14 protein-coding genes are annotated in these 14,107 nt (G+C 65.6%); 4 read left to right on the forward strand and 10 right to left on the reverse strand.

From position 1 onward, the window contains the following. Window positions 1–48 precede the first annotated feature (48 nt). On the reverse strand, window positions 49–3,135 hold the full coding sequence (locus tag H7F38_RS11745) for a DUF3427 domain-containing protein (RefSeq protein ID WP_187094214.1): 3,087 nt from the start codon (window positions 3,133–3,135) through the stop codon (window positions 49–51). Between the two features lie 193 nt (window positions 3,136–3,328). Here H7F38_RS11745 and H7F38_RS11750 point away from each other — a divergent pair, with 193 nt between their 5' ends. Continuing rightward, complete coding sequence (locus H7F38_RS11750; RefSeq protein WP_187094215.1) at window positions 3,329–4,447, forward strand: 5-methyltetrahydropteroyltriglutamate--homocysteine S-methyltransferase; 1,119 nt, start codon at window positions 3,329–3,331, stop codon at window positions 4,445–4,447. 9 nt (window positions 4,448–4,456) lie between these two features. On the opposite strand, the gene H7F38_RS11755 is transcribed toward H7F38_RS11750, so the two are convergent. Continuing rightward, the gene (locus H7F38_RS11755; RefSeq protein WP_187094216.1) at window positions 4,457–5,941 is read right to left on the reverse strand and encodes an APC family permease; all 1,485 of its coding nucleotides are present in this window, start codon (window positions 5,939–5,941) and stop codon (window positions 4,457–4,459) included. A gap of 191 nt (window positions 5,942–6,132) precedes the next feature. On the opposite strand from H7F38_RS11755, the gene H7F38_RS11760 reads away from it, so the two are divergent. After that, entirely contained in the window at window positions 6,133–6,303 is a 171-nt protein-coding gene (locus H7F38_RS11760) for a hypothetical protein (RefSeq protein WP_187094217.1), read from the forward strand. Between the two features lie 289 nt (window positions 6,304–6,592). On the opposite strand, the gene H7F38_RS25575 is transcribed toward H7F38_RS11760, so the two are convergent. Beyond that, a complete protein-coding gene (locus tag H7F38_RS25575; RefSeq protein ID WP_222618606.1) occupies window positions 6,593–7,015 on the reverse strand; it encodes a hypothetical protein in 423 nt (140 codons plus the stop codon). On the opposite strand from H7F38_RS25575, the gene H7F38_RS26275 reads away from it, so the two are divergent. Together H7F38_RS26275 and H7F38_RS11770 are read left to right on the forward strand one after the other, a co-directional pair. Then, a complete protein-coding gene (locus H7F38_RS26275; RefSeq protein ID WP_370531366.1) occupies window positions 6,971–7,645 on the forward strand; it encodes a Fic family protein in 675 nt (224 codons plus the stop codon). The genes H7F38_RS25575 and H7F38_RS26275 overlap by 45 nt on opposite strands. 251 nt (window positions 7,646–7,896) lie before the next feature. After that, window positions 7,897–8,490: a hypothetical protein gene (locus tag H7F38_RS11770; RefSeq protein ID WP_187094218.1), complete on the forward strand. Its 594-nt coding sequence runs from the start codon at window positions 7,897–7,899 to the stop codon at window positions 8,488–8,490. Window positions 8,491–8,570: 80 nt separating this feature from the next. Here H7F38_RS11770 and H7F38_RS26010 read toward each other — a convergent pair whose 3' ends face one another. The 7 genes from H7F38_RS26010 to H7F38_RS11800 form a co-directional block, all read right to left on the reverse strand. Beyond that, window positions 8,571–8,705: a hypothetical protein gene (locus tag H7F38_RS26010; RefSeq protein ID WP_255498349.1), complete on the reverse strand. Its 135-nt coding sequence runs from the start codon at window positions 8,703–8,705 to the stop codon at window positions 8,571–8,573. A 47-nt stretch (window positions 8,706–8,752) separates the two neighbouring features. Beyond that, window positions 8,753–9,913, reverse strand: a complete 1,161-nt coding sequence (locus H7F38_RS11775) for an ISAs1 family transposase (protein WP_222618046.1) — start codon at window positions 9,911–9,913, stop codon at window positions 8,753–8,755. 125 nt (window positions 9,914–10,038) lie between these two features. After that, window positions 10,039–11,166 (reverse strand): type II toxin-antitoxin system HipA family toxin, encoded by a 1,128-nt coding sequence (locus H7F38_RS11780; RefSeq protein ID WP_187094219.1) that lies wholly within the window; start codon window positions 11,164–11,166, stop codon window positions 10,039–10,041. Further along, window positions 11,150–11,494, reverse strand: a complete 345-nt coding sequence (locus tag H7F38_RS11785; protein ID WP_187094220.1) for a helix-turn-helix domain-containing protein — start codon at window positions 11,492–11,494, stop codon at window positions 11,150–11,152. Before H7F38_RS11785 ends, H7F38_RS11780 begins: the two co-directional genes overlap by 17 nt. A gap of 65 nt (window positions 11,495–11,559) precedes the next feature. Further along, complete coding sequence (locus H7F38_RS11790) at window positions 11,560–12,180, reverse strand: RES family NAD+ phosphorylase (RefSeq protein WP_187094221.1); 621 nt, start codon at window positions 12,178–12,180, stop codon at window positions 11,560–11,562. Beyond that, complete coding sequence (locus H7F38_RS11795; RefSeq protein ID WP_187094222.1) at window positions 12,174–12,740, reverse strand: hypothetical protein; 567 nt, start codon at window positions 12,738–12,740, stop codon at window positions 12,174–12,176. The genes H7F38_RS11790 and H7F38_RS11795 overlap by 7 nt, the downstream gene beginning before the upstream one ends. A gap of 130 nt (window positions 12,741–12,870) precedes the next feature. Next, window positions 12,871–14,085, reverse strand: a complete 1,215-nt coding sequence (locus tag H7F38_RS11800; RefSeq protein WP_187094223.1) for an ROK family transcriptional regulator — start codon at window positions 14,083–14,085, stop codon at window positions 12,871–12,873. Between the last annotated feature and the right edge of the window lie 22 nt (window positions 14,086–14,107).

The following is a 14,107-nucleotide window of genomic DNA, read 5'->3' on the forward strand; positions in this document are numbered from 1 at the left end:
CAAGTCGAGCGTCGAATATGTCCAACGGACTATTGGGCGATTGAGTGCTCAGCCCGCCACCCTGGCCTGTGTGAAGAGGTCCGCCGGCATGGGCCGTCGGAGTTGCCAGGTGATGCCGATGGGGCGGTCGCCGGTGTGGCTGACGTAGTCGGCGGCGCCGAGGAACGTGTACGCCATGGTGCCCAGCGCATCCAGCTTCGCGGCGCGGCTGAAGATCAGAATCTCGGAGCCGGTCGAGCGCTGGTTCAGGTAACGCTGGCCGGTCTTGGACGCGGCCGTCGTGGTGGACTGGCTCTCCCAGTGGAAGAGCGTCGGGGAGATGGCGTAGTCCTGATACATCGTGGTCGGGGAGTAGTCGGTCTCGGTCTTGCGAAGGGTCACGAAGAACGCGTCGAGATCCAGTTCGTCGCTGCGCATCACGCCCTCCCGGAAGTAGGAAGGGAGGCGCTGCAGCGTCGCATGCCCGAGCGCGGACAGGATCTCCTCGCGCTGGTAGCGGGCGTGCACCTGCAGCGGTGAGTCGTACAGCCTTCCGGCGAGCGGTGAAGGCAGGTGCCGTGACTGATCCAGGCTCAATGAGATCAGCTCGGCAAACTCCTCCCGAGCTGCTGGCTCGCGGGCCAGGGCAGCGAACCCAGCTTCGAATGACGAAAACCCACCGGCGTCCGGGAACAGCAGGAAGAACAGCATGCGGGCGAAAGCTTGCTTGCGGGAACTCATCTGCCCGTAGGTAGGAGCACTGTCCGACAGAAGAGAGCGGTAGGCAGCAGCCCGTTCGGCGTCGTCGACGTGGGCAACGGCCCGAACCAGTCGCAGCAGCGAATCCTCGGCACCGCCGCCGTCCCTCGTTGGTAAACCGGCCTCCCGGCGGAGCCGCGTCCAACTCCGACCAGACTTGGCGACGTCAGCGAGCTCGAGGCCCGACTCCGTAAGGAACTGACCGAGCGAGGTATCGCCCTGAGCGCGAAGTTCCGTGACGATCGAGGTCCAGCGGCCGCCGATCTGGGCCTTCAGGTTGGTCAGGATCGCGCTCTGGACCTCCCGATCCAACACAATCTGCGAACCGGACGGCAGGAACGGAAAACCACGGACGATGTCCCGTTCCAGGCCCTTGCGGGTGCTGCCGGTGAGCGCCCGGTAACGAAGGTCGAATCGGAACTTCTGGTTCTGCTGGCCGACGAAGTCCAGCACCGTCAGGACCGTCTTGTTGGCTGCCCTGCGCAACCCGCGTCCGAGTTGCTGGAGGAAGATCGTCGCGCTCTCGGTGGGCCGCAGGAAGAGCACGGTGTTGATGAGCGGGAGATCGACGCCCTCGTTGAAGAGGTCCGCCGTGAACAGGATCTTCAGCCGGCCTTCGCGGAGGTCCGCAAGCGCGCGCTGCCGTTCGGCGCTCGGAGTGTCGCCGGTGACCGCCAGAGCCGAGATCCCTGCGGTGCGGAAGGCTACCGCCATGTAGTCGGCGTGAGCGACGGAGACACAGAAGCCAAGCCCGCGCATCTCTTCCAGGTCGACGACCTTGTCGATAACTTCCTTCAGGATGATCCGCGCGCGGGCGTCATTCCCGGTGTAGACGCCGGCCAGTGCGGTCTGGTCGTACCGCCCGCGGGTCCACTGGATCTTGGAGAGATCAGTCCCGTCCGCGATGCCGAAGTACTGGAATGGGCAGAGCAGGCCCTGGTCCAGCGCGTCCCACAACCTCAGCTCGTAGGCCGCCCGGCCACCGAAGAACGACCGCACGTCCATTCCGTCGGTTCGTTCCGGTGTCGCCGTCATGCCCAGCAGTTGCTGCGGCTTGAGGTGGTCGAGCAGTCGTCGGTAGGTGATGGCCTGAGCGTGATGGAACTCGTCGATGACCACGATGTCGAAGGCGTCGGCCGGGATGTTGGCCGCGCCGTAGGAGCTGAGCGACTGGACCGAGGCGAACACGTGGCGCCAGCGTTCGGGGCGGTATCCGTCGACGTAAAGCTCACCGAAAGCGCCGTCCCCCAGCACTTCTCGGTACATCTGACGGGCCTGTTGGAGAATCTCCTGACGATGCGCCACGAATAGCAGCGAGGGACGAGTGCTCGTAGTGGCCTCGCTGAGGTGGCGGTAGTCCAGGGCAGCGACGACGGTCTTCCCCGTGCCGGTGGCCGCCACGATCAAGTTCCGATGCCGGCCGTGCACGATCCGTTCGACATCCAGCGCCTCCAGCATCTCCGACTGGTAGGGGTAGGGACGGACTTCGAGACCGGACAAGACGATGGTGGCATGGTCCGAGGTAGATCGACCGGATGCTTCGGTCAGGGCGTCATCGAGCCGATCGCGATCCCGCACCGGGTCGTAGGTCTCGAAATGCTCGTCAGCCCAGTAGGTCTCGAAGGTCGCCTGGAACTTCTCCATCAACGTCGGCGTCGCGATCCGGGAGAGCCGAACGTTCCATTCGAGCCCTTCGAGTAGGGCCTGCTGGGACAGATTCGAGGATCCGACATAGGCCGTGTCGAAACCGGACTTCCGGACGAACAGCCAGGCCTTAGCGTGCAGGCGGGTGTTCAGCCGGTCGTAGGAGATCTTGACCTTGGCACCGTATTCGTTCACCAGGCGGTCGAGAGCCTTGCGTTCGGTGGCGCCGATGTAGGTGGTGGTGATGACCCGGAACGGAATGCCTCGTTCCTTCAGCTGCTGCAGCTCGGCGGCGATCACTCGGATCCCGTGCCACTTGACGAACGCACACAGCAGGTCGACCCGGTCGGCGGTGGTCAACTCGGCTCTCAGCTCGGATCCAAGTGACGGCTCGCCGTGGGCGTTGGTCAGCAACGCGGCGCCCGACAGGGGCGTGCTCGGCCTCGAGGTGGAGCTTGCGATCACGCCCGGCGAGGCCGGCCGGGACAGCGACATCAGTTGACGGACATCGTCGCCCAGGACGTCATCGGGCATCTCAAGGATCGACAGCAGACGATTGACCAGGTCGACACGGAGCGGCTCTGACGAGGTGGCACTCAGTCGGCGAGCGACCGCATCGCGCAGGTGTCGGGCCAGCACCTCGGGTTGCTCGGCCTGGTCCACATTGCGGATCTCGGTCACGAGGTCCCGCACTGACGCCAGCTCACCAGCCGACCGTGCGGTCAGCAGGCTTTCGTACAGTCCCTCGTCCATCCTGGCCCCCCTGCGACGTGAAAGTCCCGACGTCGATGACGGTCCGTGTCAAATTGGTCGCTGATCGTTAGTCTCCCATGGGCGCCACGCCATCCGCAGACTGGCGAGTACTTACGTGGATCGCCGCTGTTCCCGGGGCTCACAGCAGGACTCCGTCTCGCACCGACCCAGCACGAGTGGCAGGCTGGCCACCATGACCACTCGAACCACGCCACCATTTCGCGCAGACCACGTCGGCAGTCTGTTGCGCCCACCGGAGTTGCTCGCAGCGCGGGCGCAGCATCGGGCCGGCCAGCTCGACGCCGCCGAGCTCCGGGCGGTGGAGGACGACGCGATCCGGGCGGTGGTCGCGATGCAGGAGGAGGTCGGGCTGCAGTCCGCGACCGACGGCGAATTCCGCCGCACGTCCTGGCACATGGACTTCATCTACGCGCTCGGCGGCATCAGCACGACCGACGACAAGATCCAGGTGCACATGCGCAACGCCGGTGGCCAGGTCGATTTCGAGTCCGCTGCGATGCGGGTGACCGAGCCGATCACGCTGCGGGAAACGATCTTTGGCGACGCCTTCGACTTTTTGCAGGCCCAGGTGCACGCCGCCACGCCCAAGCTGACCATCCCGTCGCCCAGCATGGTGCACTACCGCGGCGGACGGGCCTCGATCGACGAGTCGGTGTACCCGGATCTGGAGCAGTTCTGGGACGACCTGACCACCGCCTACGCCGAGCAGGTCAGCCAGATCGCGGCGCAGGGCTGTCGCTACCTCCAGCTCGACGACACCAGCCTGGCCTACCTCAACGACCCGGCCCAGCGGGCGGAGCAGACCGCCGCCGGCAGCAACGCCGAGCACCAGCACGAGCTCTACATCCGGAACATCAACAGGGCGATCGCCGGACGTCCGGACACCCTCGCCGTCACCGCGCACATGTGCCGTGGCAACTACCGGTCATCATGGGCGGCCGAGGGCGGATACGACTTCGTCGCGGAGGCACTGTTCGGCCAGCTCGACGTCGACGGCTTCTTCCTCGAGTTCGACGACGAGCGGTCCGGCAGCTTCGCCCCGCTGCGGTACGTCCCGGCGGGCAAGCAGGTCGTGCTCGGCCTGGTGACGAGCAAGCGCGGGGAGTTGGAGAGCAAGGACGACCTCAAGCGGCGCATCGACGAAGCCGCCAAATACGTTCCGCTGGAACAACTGTGCCTGTCGCCGCAGTGCGGCTTCTCCTCCACGGTCGAGGGCAACGCCCTCACGCAGGACGAGCAGCGCGCCAAGCTGAGTCTCATCGTCGAGACGGCGGCGGAGGTCTGGGGCTGAGCTCAGCTCTCAGGCCGGGGCTTCGGTGGGCGCGTCCCTGCTGCTCTCCGGCTGCGACAGGCGGGCGTGCCGGCGTCCGTAGAACGCGTAGACGGCGATGCCCAGAAGGAACCACACCGCGAACCGCAGCCACGTCGCGATCGAGAGGTTGAGCATCAGGTAGATGCACGCCAGTGCGGAGATGATCGGCAGGACCGGCGACAGCGGCACCCGGAACGGCCTGTCCAGTTTCGGCCGGGTGTGCCGCAGCACCGGAACGGCGATGGATACCAGCGTGAAGGCGAACAACGCGCCGATGCTGACCAGATCGGCCAGGGTGGTCAGCGGGATCAACCCGCCCACCACCATCACCATGATCGTGGCGCCGACCGTGAACCGCAGCGGCGTACCGAATTTCGGGTGCACCTTCGCGATGGTCGGCGGCAGCAGCCCGTCGCGGCCCATGGCGAAACCGATCCGGCCGATCCCCACCAGGTCGACCAGGATCACCGACGACAGCCCGCAGACGGCGGCGATGGAGACCAGGGTGCCGGCCCACGACGCACCGACCGCGTCGAACGCCGACGCCAGCGGGGACCCCTCGTTGAGATCGGTGTACTTGGACATGCCGGTGAGGACGAACGAAACCCCCAGGTACAGCGCCGTGGCGATGCCCAGGGTCCACAGCAGGCCCCGCGGCATGTCGCGACGCGGGTTGCGCGACTCCTCGCTCATGTTCGCCACCGCCTCGAACCCCGTGTAGGCGAAGAACACCACCGCTGCGGCGGTGAGGATCCCGGCGATGCCGAACGAGGCGGGATTGCCGAGGAACGTCTGGATGACCGGCCGCTCCAGCCCACTGCCGGTACCCCCGGTGGTGGGCTTCGACGGGGGGATGAACGGCGTCAGGTTCGCCTTCTTGATGAAGAACGCGCCGGCGACGATGACGAACAGGCAGATCGCCACCTTGACCACCACCAGCGTGTTGGTGAGCCGCGCCGATTCCTTCACCCCGATGGCGGCGACGGTTCCCAGCACGGCCACGATCAAGATGGCTCCGACATTGACCACCGACTGCTCGCCGAAGATCGCCGTCGGCAGCCCGAACAGGTTCTGCAGATATCCGGACCAGCCGCGGGACACCACCGAGGCACCCAGGACGAACTCCAGCAGCAGGTCCCAGCCGATGATCCACGCGACCACCTCGCCGATCGTCGCGTACGCGTAGCTGTAAGCGCTGCCGGCCGTCGGCACGGCGGAGGCCAACTCGGCGTAGCACATGGCGGCGAGCATGCTGATGACGCCGGCCAGGACGAACGAGAGCACCACCGCCGGGCCGGCGTGGGTCTTGGCCTCCACCCCCGTCAGCGTGAAGATCCCGGTGCCGATGACGACGCCGACGCCCAGTCCGACGAGATCGAAGACCCCCAGACGCTTGCGCAGTGTGGTGGCCGACTCCTCCGCCCCGCTCTGCGCGAGCACGTCCTCGATCGGCTTGCTCCGGAAGATCCCCACGAGTTTTTCCCTCCGCCTGCTGTGCAATCCCTTTGCCCGCCGAGGGCAGTACCCGTGACGAGCGCCCGTCAATCGGGCCTTCGGCCGCGGACAGCAGCTGGGTTGCGACTCCACCGGCCCGGTCTCCGGACGCCGTAGCGTGGAGGGCCGACGCCACCATCAGGCCGGCGCCGTCACCAGAGGAGAACACCATGACCACCACGCCCGACGAAGCCCACGACGCCGAAGAGAGCACCCACAAGAGCACCCACGAGGACACCGCTCCCGCATCGATCTCGACCGAGGACTCGGACGTCTCACCGGCCGAGCGGGAGCACGAGGAGATCGACGCCAACGCGTTCCGGGCAAGCCTCAAGTACTGAGCTCACTGCGTTGGCGATCGGAGGTGGGGATCGGCCGGCGATAGGTTGGTCGTCCGGGGTCATTTACACCCACTTACGGAGCTAAGTGGGCGTAACCTTGCTTCATGGGACCGGATGACCAAACCAGCGCGGTGCGGCCGACACCCAGCTCCGGGTGGCCGGCAGTCGGCTACGAACGGCTGACCTGGGAAAGCCCCAACCGTGATTTCGGCACGATGGCACGCTCCGAGATGGCGTTTCGTCGTGGTTCGTACTCATCGGCCATCCCTGCGGACATCGCCACGCTGCACTACGCACCCGCGCGGTCTGTGTCGGCTGCCGCGGAGGACGCCTCGAATGAGATCGCACGGTTCGATGCGGAGATGGGTAGCGAGATCGCCCCGTTTGCAACGATTCTGCTCCGTTCCGAGTCCGTTGCCTCGTCCCAGATCGAGAACCTGTCCGCCTCGGCGCGGTCCGTCGCCATGGCGGAGCTGGGCGACACCACCAAGCAGAATGCCACCCTGATCGCGGCCAACACGAACGCGATGCGGTCGGCGATCCAGCTGTCCGATCGCCTGGACAGCGAGTCCATCCTGCAGATGCATCTTGCGCTGCTGGGCGCCCACGGACGGCGGGCCGGTGGCGGGAAGAACCCGTCTGGATCGGCCGCTCCTCCCGGAGCCCGATCGGTGCCGAGTATGTCGCTCCTCATCAGTCCCGCGTCATCCATGCGATCGACGATCTGGTGGCGTACGTCAACCGGGAGGACATCCCGGTGTTGGAGCAAGCAGCCATCGCCCACGCCCAGTTCGAGACGATCCACCCGTTCACCGACGGGAACGGTAGGACCGGGCGCGCGTTGATCCATTCCATGCTGAAGGCCAAAGGCTTGACCCGGAATGTGACGGTGCCGGTGTCGTCTGGCTTGCTCGGGCAGCCTGACGTCTATCACCGCGCGCTGACGTCCTTTCGTGCCGGTTCTCCCGACGACATGATCGAGCTGACTGCCGATGCCGCCTTCCGGGCGATCGCCAACGGTAGACATCTGGTCCTCGAAATTCGGCAGATCCGCGTCGACTGGTGGCAGTCGGTCACGGCCCGTGCCGATTCGGCGACCTGGAGGATCGCAGATCTTCTCCTGCGGCAACCGGTTCTCAACACTGCGGTCCTGTACAGCGAACTGGGGAACACGGCCAACCATGCGAGCAGATACATGGACCAGCTGCGGGCCGGCGGCGCCGTCACGAGCTTCACCGTGCACCGACGCGGTCTTCACTGGAAGTCCGATGCGGTGCTGGATGCTCTCGATGCGTTCGCTGCCCGCAGTTCTCGCCGCCAGTTCCCGACGGCGTTGAGCTGATCCCCGACAGGCGTGAGAACGTGATGGACATGCCGGATGACCCGCTGCGCGGTGCAGAGACCGTGCGAGTGACGCAGCAGTGGGCGGTCGACTCTCTCGGTGTTGTTCTCGATCTCGTCGCGGCGGGTCGGTTGAGCTGCAGTGCCAGGACTCGACGACCGTCACTCGCGTCGATTCAGTTTGTCGCCCAGGCTCTTCCCGGCGGCGACTTCTACCCGGACCACGCGATCGCGGCTTTCGCGTGGCCGTTGTTGGTCCAGGCGGGCGGTCTGGCCAACCTCTCCGGCGCCAAGCTGCAGCTGACGCCGAAGGGTCGTCGTGCCCTGCTCGCGCCGACGGAGGAGATCGTTCGTGAAGTCTGGGATCGGTGGATCGCTCGCGGACTGGTCGACGAGCTCAGCAGGATCGAGCACATCAAGGGTCAGCGGTCCGCGAACGTGCTCACGGCTATCGGAGGGCGCCGGCAGCTCGTGGGCACAGCACTGTCGCTTCTGCCGCCCGATGAGTGGATGGACATCGACGACCTGTTCACGTGGATGCGCCGTCGACGACTCGATCCCAAGATCGAGCGCAGCGTCCGTGCGATGTTCCACCTGCACATCGGCCATCCCGAGCACGGCAGCCTTGGATACGACGGGTACGGCGAGTGGTCCATCCTGCAGGGCCGCTACACGATGGCGCTGCTGTTCGAGATTGCCGCGCCGCTCGGCATTGTCGACGTCCGGTTCGTGGATCCGGTCGGTGCGCGGACGGACTACCTGAAGCACTTCGCGGAAGCTGAGTTACCCTTCCTGAGCCGCTACGACGGGCTACGGGCCATTCGCGTCAATGCCCCTCGCCGCTGACGCTGCATTCCGCAGGAAGAACGCAGCCGCCGAGTCGCCGCCAGGTGGTGTTTATGTGCCGCCCTGCGCATCGGACTCGGTCAGTAAGCGTACCGGGTGAATGGATTGAGAACGCTCCGGTGGCGCAGCATGGACTCTTCGTTGACGTCGAGGCGAACCATCTCCACCACTTCATCCCACTGGGTCTCGATGGTGTCGATCTGGAGGTCGATCACGTGCCCAGGGCCCCGGCAAAGTCGCAGATCGCTCATGTCGGGCTGTTTTAGCTGGTCAGCACGAGTTTGGGTGGTCGGTGGGGGTCTCGGGCGTGATGTCGGACGGCTTCTGCGATGTTGCGGGCTCCGTCCAGTCGAAGAAGTCCGATGGCCAGGTTTCGTAGTGTGGCCATGACCTGGGGTCCGTTGCCGGTGCGGGCCTGGGACAGGTCTTCACCGAAGGTGACGTCCCGGACCCAGTGCAAACGGTTTTCAATCGACCAGTGTCCTCGGAGCCAGGTGCCCAGCTGCGCGGCGGACGCCTGGGTCGGGTGCAGGTCGGTGACCGCGTAGACGGTCTCGGTATGCCACTTCTTGGATCGGATCGACCGGACTTTTCTGCTCACCTGAATCGCCTGGGCGGCGTGCGGAAACAGAATTCCCGCGGCGATGGTGACGACTTTGAGGGTTCGTTTCTCGATCCGTCCGTGTCCGCGGTCCTTCTGGGTGTCGGTGACGTCGACGTCGTTCCATGGGAGTTGGGCCAGTCGCCGCCGCAGCGTCGGTTGGTTACCTTTCACGGTGAGCAGGTAATGCGCTCCGCGTTGCTCCACGAGATACTTGGCATGGATTTTCTGGCAGTGCATCGCATCGGCGGTGACCAACGCACCGAGCAACTCGATGTTGTCTAAAAGCTCGGCGAACATGGGGATCTCGTTGGTTTTGACATCGACGTCCAACTGCCCCAGGACCAGGCCTGCGGTGTGAGTGAGCGCTGAGAGCAGATGTCGGCACCGGCCGCCGGCCACGGCGGATCCCCGGACCGATTTGCCGTCGACTGCGATCACTTGAAATGTTTTCGACGCGGTGGCGACCACAGCGGCCCAGGTCCCGACGATGACATCCAAACCGTCGGCGTTGATCCTGTTCAGGGTTCGCCGGATCGTCGACTCGCAGGGTCTCTCACTGGATACGCCAAGTTTGGCCAATACTGCTGGTGCGGTGTCGGCGGCCCATTCGGCGATGGCGACGAAGGAGCGGGCACCGGCGATCACCGCGCACGCGGCCACCGCCAAAATGGTGGACAAGCCGTGCCGGCGGCCGCGCGCGCTGCGGGGGTCGGGAACCGATCGCAGGGCTCGGAGCAACGCCGCCGGCGCCGTGGGGATGTCGGGGAACTCATCTTCGTCGAATTGGTCAACGACGGTATACCTGGGTGATGATGACATCGGGCGTGGTCCTTGGCTGTGAGTGAGTGGCCTCAAGAACCTTCATGATCATCACCGTGGGCCACGCCCACCCGCAAACCGCCCCTCCCGGCGTGTCGCAACCCATCGCCGCAGCTCAAGAATTGTCAACCCGACTTTGCCGGGGCCCTGATCACGTGCCGAGCCTGTTTACGGCTGAGCCCATAGACACCAGCCGCGTTCAGGCAGGTGAGAAATGAGCTGTCCCGGCTGCCGGCGCGGTCGATCGACAGTGCCTGCGAAGCGGTCTCACCGGATCTGATCTGGGGCGTCAGGTCGTAGGCAGGTGTCATCTCGAGCTGGTGACCATCCCAGAATGCGGCATGGTTGCGTGCGTGATCATCGGTGTTCCCGATGGCCACATTGAAGACGATTCGCTCGAAAAGGCGCCGGCCGACATGAGAGTCGACTCCGTCCCTGGCCAGGACGTCCAGCAGATCCGGGTACGTCGCGTAGCGACCCTCGTGCTCGGCCAACTGCAGCATCGTCAACGCAGAAACCATCAGCCGGCGGCCACCGGTCTCCGGACGGTCGAATCGCTCGATGACAAGGACGTCGCGTCCCATCACAGAGCGGAGTTCCGATGCCGGCACGTCGATGCCGACGCGACGCGCGAATTCCATGCCCAACGTCTCGGCCTTCACCGTCGGGAAGATATCGGTCGAGGTACTGAACTTGGCAATCAATTGCCTGTGACCATCACGGAGGAGGGCTTTGGGGCGCGCGCCTCCGACACTGGTGCCGTGCAAGAGCGCGGCGTCGAGAGAATTGCTGGTCGGCAATCCTTGTTGGATACGCTCGGCAGCCGTCATCATCTGGTCGAGAGAGGTGTCCGCGCCGCGTGGGACGTATTCATCGGGGCGCTCCTGGAAATCCAGCGCGGAGATGCGATCGGAGCCTGATTCCATGAAATAGGCCAACTGGTCGACATCGCCGGTGTCGGCATCGGGACCCATCGAGCCGGTCAGCTTGGCGAGGATGATCCGCTGTCCCCACGAGTCCGGACCGGCGTCACGCAGCACCGAAGCGATGTTCATCTGCGCAGGCGGATCGATCCAACCTGGTCCCAGCGGCAGCTCGGGACCATAGAGGCTGATGGCGTCGCGCCGGTTGAGGTAGCCGGTTCCGTAGGCGAACCGGTAACGATCACCACGTCGCCGCAGTAGGCCCGCCGGCACGGGGACGGTCGCTCCGGGCGTCCAGACCCAGACGAAGGCCTCAGAAGTCGAGATCATCGGAGCTGTCCACCTGCCTGGGCCGATAGGTACGTGCTGGAATGAGTGCCACGTTCTCTTCACCCCGCCGGCGCAGTCGGGCCAGGTCCGAGCCGTCCGCCCCGAAGAGGGGGACCCCGGACACCGCAGCTGCGTTCAGAACGGTACCGATGGCCACGCCGGGCTGCGCGGATTCGATGGCGGACACGGTGCGTCCGGAAACGCCGATACGTGCACCCAGGTCGGCGGCAGTCCAGCCTTTGCTGTGTCGGGCGAGCCTGATTTGGCCCGCCAAGGTGCGCAGGGCGTCGTTGGCCGTGCGGTTGAGCACGATCCCTCTCTTCGCCACATCAGCTCCTCCGGCCGGTGCTTTAAAAACAACACCAGCGGCATGTTGGTGACATTTTAACGCATCTACCAGGCGATCGCGTACCCGATGCGTTCGGCGGCGCCCGTGACGACCCCCACTAGGCCGGGGTCGCTCAGCGGCAGGGACAGCTCCGGGTTCTGCGGGAACGAGTCGGCGCTGGGAAGGAACAGCGCTGCGGCATCGGCGCCGGTCATCGAGGAGGCGTACAGCACGCCGTCGACGTTCTGCGGGTGAATCGCAATGGCGTGGGCCCATTGCCGACAAACGGTCAGGGGACCGATGTTCAGAGCATGGGAGGCGCCGGCGCGGATCGGCCAATGGCCTCGTAGATCCAGTAGTCGCAGCGGGCGGCGCGGAGTCCAGATGGTGAGGTACGGGCTGTTCGGCGCGGCCGGGGCGATGATTCGGCCGCGCTGGAAGACCTCAGCCAACGCGGTGTCAACGGCTGCGGCAGTGTAGGTGACCGCGTAGTCGGAGTGGCTCGCCGGCGGAGGCGGGTGCGGGTCGAACCGATTGGCGGTCGGGCCGAAATGTCGAAGCTTGTGCCACGGCAGGGTGTTCGCGCCGACGCTGCCATGAATTCGCAGCATGTACGGGTGCGGCCAGTCGACGAGGTCGTCGTCGCCGATGGTCAGCGGGCCTGGGTGGCGGGGGAGTTTTACCATTCGTACAACTGGGCCACCATGGCGATCACGGATACGGGCGGATTGCCCGCAATCAGCCAGTCCCGCGGCGACACTGCACGGCCATCCAGGTACAGCTCCTCGGTGGTCTGGGTCATGACTCGGTCGACGGTCACGGCCGAGGTGCCTGGCGGGATGGCTGCGATCACCTTTCTCAGATGAGGGATGGGGGCGGAGCCGTCGAGTTGCCAGGCCGGGATCAGCCAGAAGCGTCCGACCTTCGTTCCGTACAACGATCCGTCTGCGATCGCACCCCGGACTCGGCTGACCGACCTGCCCAAACGGGCCGCAGCCGCTGCCACCGGTAGTCCCGCTGAGTTGATCGTGATCAGTTGCGCAGCTTCGGCAACCAGGTCACTTCCGGCTCGGTCCAGGTCCTCAGCCCGCACGCCGACAGCGGTGAGCATTCTGCGGTCGTGCGACGACAGGCCCCGAGGGTCAGCAGAAGGGCGGCTACGCATCAGCTGGTCCAACTGGTCGGCGAAGTCTTCGGCGTCGATACCGTTCCCGTACTTCTGCAGGACGGACTCGATCGTGGTCATGGACGGGCCTCCCTCGATTCGCTTGTTCATCCATATTCTAGACGAACGACCGCTCGGGTGCAGCAAGGTACTACTGACGGCCGAGACGCCAACGCTGACCACGGCGGCGCAGGCAGAGCAGCTCGACTTCCTACGGCCCGGTGAGCGCACCGATCCGCTGGATCGAGAAGATCTCCGCCGACAGCAGCAGGGAGAGCCCGAGCAAACCCGCACGCGGACCGAGTTGGCTGCGGACGATCTGGAGATTGCGGGTCGCGAGCGGAAGCGAACGCTGGTAGACGATCTCGCGAATTCCGGCCAGCAGTAGTTCATCGGTATCGGCCAACTGTCCGCAGACGGCGACGACGCTGGGATTGAACAGGCTGACCGCGTCGGCCACGGCCAACCCGAGAATGCGACCCGATCGGCGCAAGAGTTGCTGCGCGGTGGTGTCCCCGCTGCGGAGGCAGTGCAGGACGTCATTCACGTTCTGGACGTCCTTCCCGGCGAACCGCAGATCCCGGGCCATGGCCCAACCGCCGGCGTAGGCCTCGACGCAGCCGTAGTTGCCGCAGCGGCACAGTGGTTCCTCGTCCCAGCCCTCGGGCAGGGCCAGCCGGATGTGCCCGATGTCGCCGGCCGCGCCGTCCGCCCCGCGGTGTACCCGGCCCGACGCGATCAGTCCGCTGCCGACTCCGGTCCCGACCTTGAGCATGATCATGTGGGCGACCTCGGGGAAGCTGAAGCGGTGCTCGCCCACGGCCATCGCGTTCACGTCCTTCTCCACCACCACCGAGCAGTCGAAATCGGTGGCGAACCAGCCGGGAATGTCGAAACGGTCCCACCCGGTCATGATGGGCGGACTGATTACTCGGCCGGTGGCGAAGTCGACCGGTCCCGGGACGTCCAGACCGATGCCCAGGACGTCGCTGCGGTTCCGTCCGCCGCGGGTGAGCAACTCGGCGAAATTGGCGCTGACCTGGGTCAGTACCGCGTCCGGACCCGACGAGATGTCGGTGTCCTGGTCGATCTCGCTCAAGACCTCTCCGCCGAGATCGCAGAGTGCCGCGCGCATTGCCGTCGCACCGATATCGGCGAGGAGCAGAACCCCGCGACTGCGGTTGAAGGCGTACAGGTTGGCCGGGCGGCCCCCGGTCGAGGAGCCGGATTCCGTACCGATCACCAATCCGGCCGAGATCAGCGCATCGAGTCGCTGGTTCGCCGTCGACCGGGACAGCCCACTTCGCCGGACGACATCTGCGCGAGTGAGGGTCGCCCCGGTCCGGAACATCGTTGCGATATGGAAGAGATCGGACACACCGGAGCGACTCAGGTGTGCCGCGGTCCCCCTATCGTCCGTCGGCATGGGGGACCTTTCCTCTCGGGGA

Source organism: Nakamurella sp. PAMC28650 (assembly GCF_014303395.1).
GTDB lineage: Bacteria > Actinomycetota > Actinomycetes > Mycobacteriales > Nakamurellaceae > Nakamurella.

Excerpts from the sequence above, each read along its gene's own strand:
- H7F38_RS25575 (WP_222618606.1), bottom strand. The coding sequence starts at position 7,015 with ATGGATGACGCGGGACTGATGAGGAGCGACATACTCGGCACCGATCGG.
- H7F38_RS11760 (WP_187094217.1), top strand. The coding sequence starts at position 6,133 with ATGACCACCACGCCCGACGAAGCCCACGACGCCGAAGAGAGCACCCAC.
- H7F38_RS11795 (WP_187094222.1), bottom strand. The coding sequence starts at position 12,740 with ATGACCACGATCGAGTCCGTCCTGCAGAAGTACGGGAACGGTATCGAC.
- H7F38_RS11800 (WP_187094223.1), bottom strand. The coding sequence starts at position 14,085 with ATGCCGACGGACGATAGGGGGACCGCGGCACACCTGAGTCGCTCCGGT.
- H7F38_RS11775 (WP_222618046.1), bottom strand. The coding sequence starts at position 9,913 with ATGTCATCATCACCCAGGTATACCGTCGTTGACCAATTCGACGAAGAT.
- H7F38_RS11790 (WP_187094221.1), bottom strand. The coding sequence starts at position 12,180 with ATGGTAAAACTCCCCCGCCACCCAGGCCCGCTGACCATCGGCGACGAC.
- H7F38_RS11750 (WP_187094215.1), top strand. The coding sequence starts at position 3,329 with ATGACCACTCGAACCACGCCACCATTTCGCGCAGACCACGTCGGCAGT.
- H7F38_RS11745 (WP_187094214.1), bottom strand. The coding sequence starts at position 3,135 with ATGGACGAGGGACTGTACGAAAGCCTGCTGACCGCACGGTCGGCTGGT.
- H7F38_RS11780 (WP_187094219.1), bottom strand. The coding sequence starts at position 11,166 with ATGATCTCGACTTCTGAGGCCTTCGTCTGGGTCTGGACGCCCGGAGCG.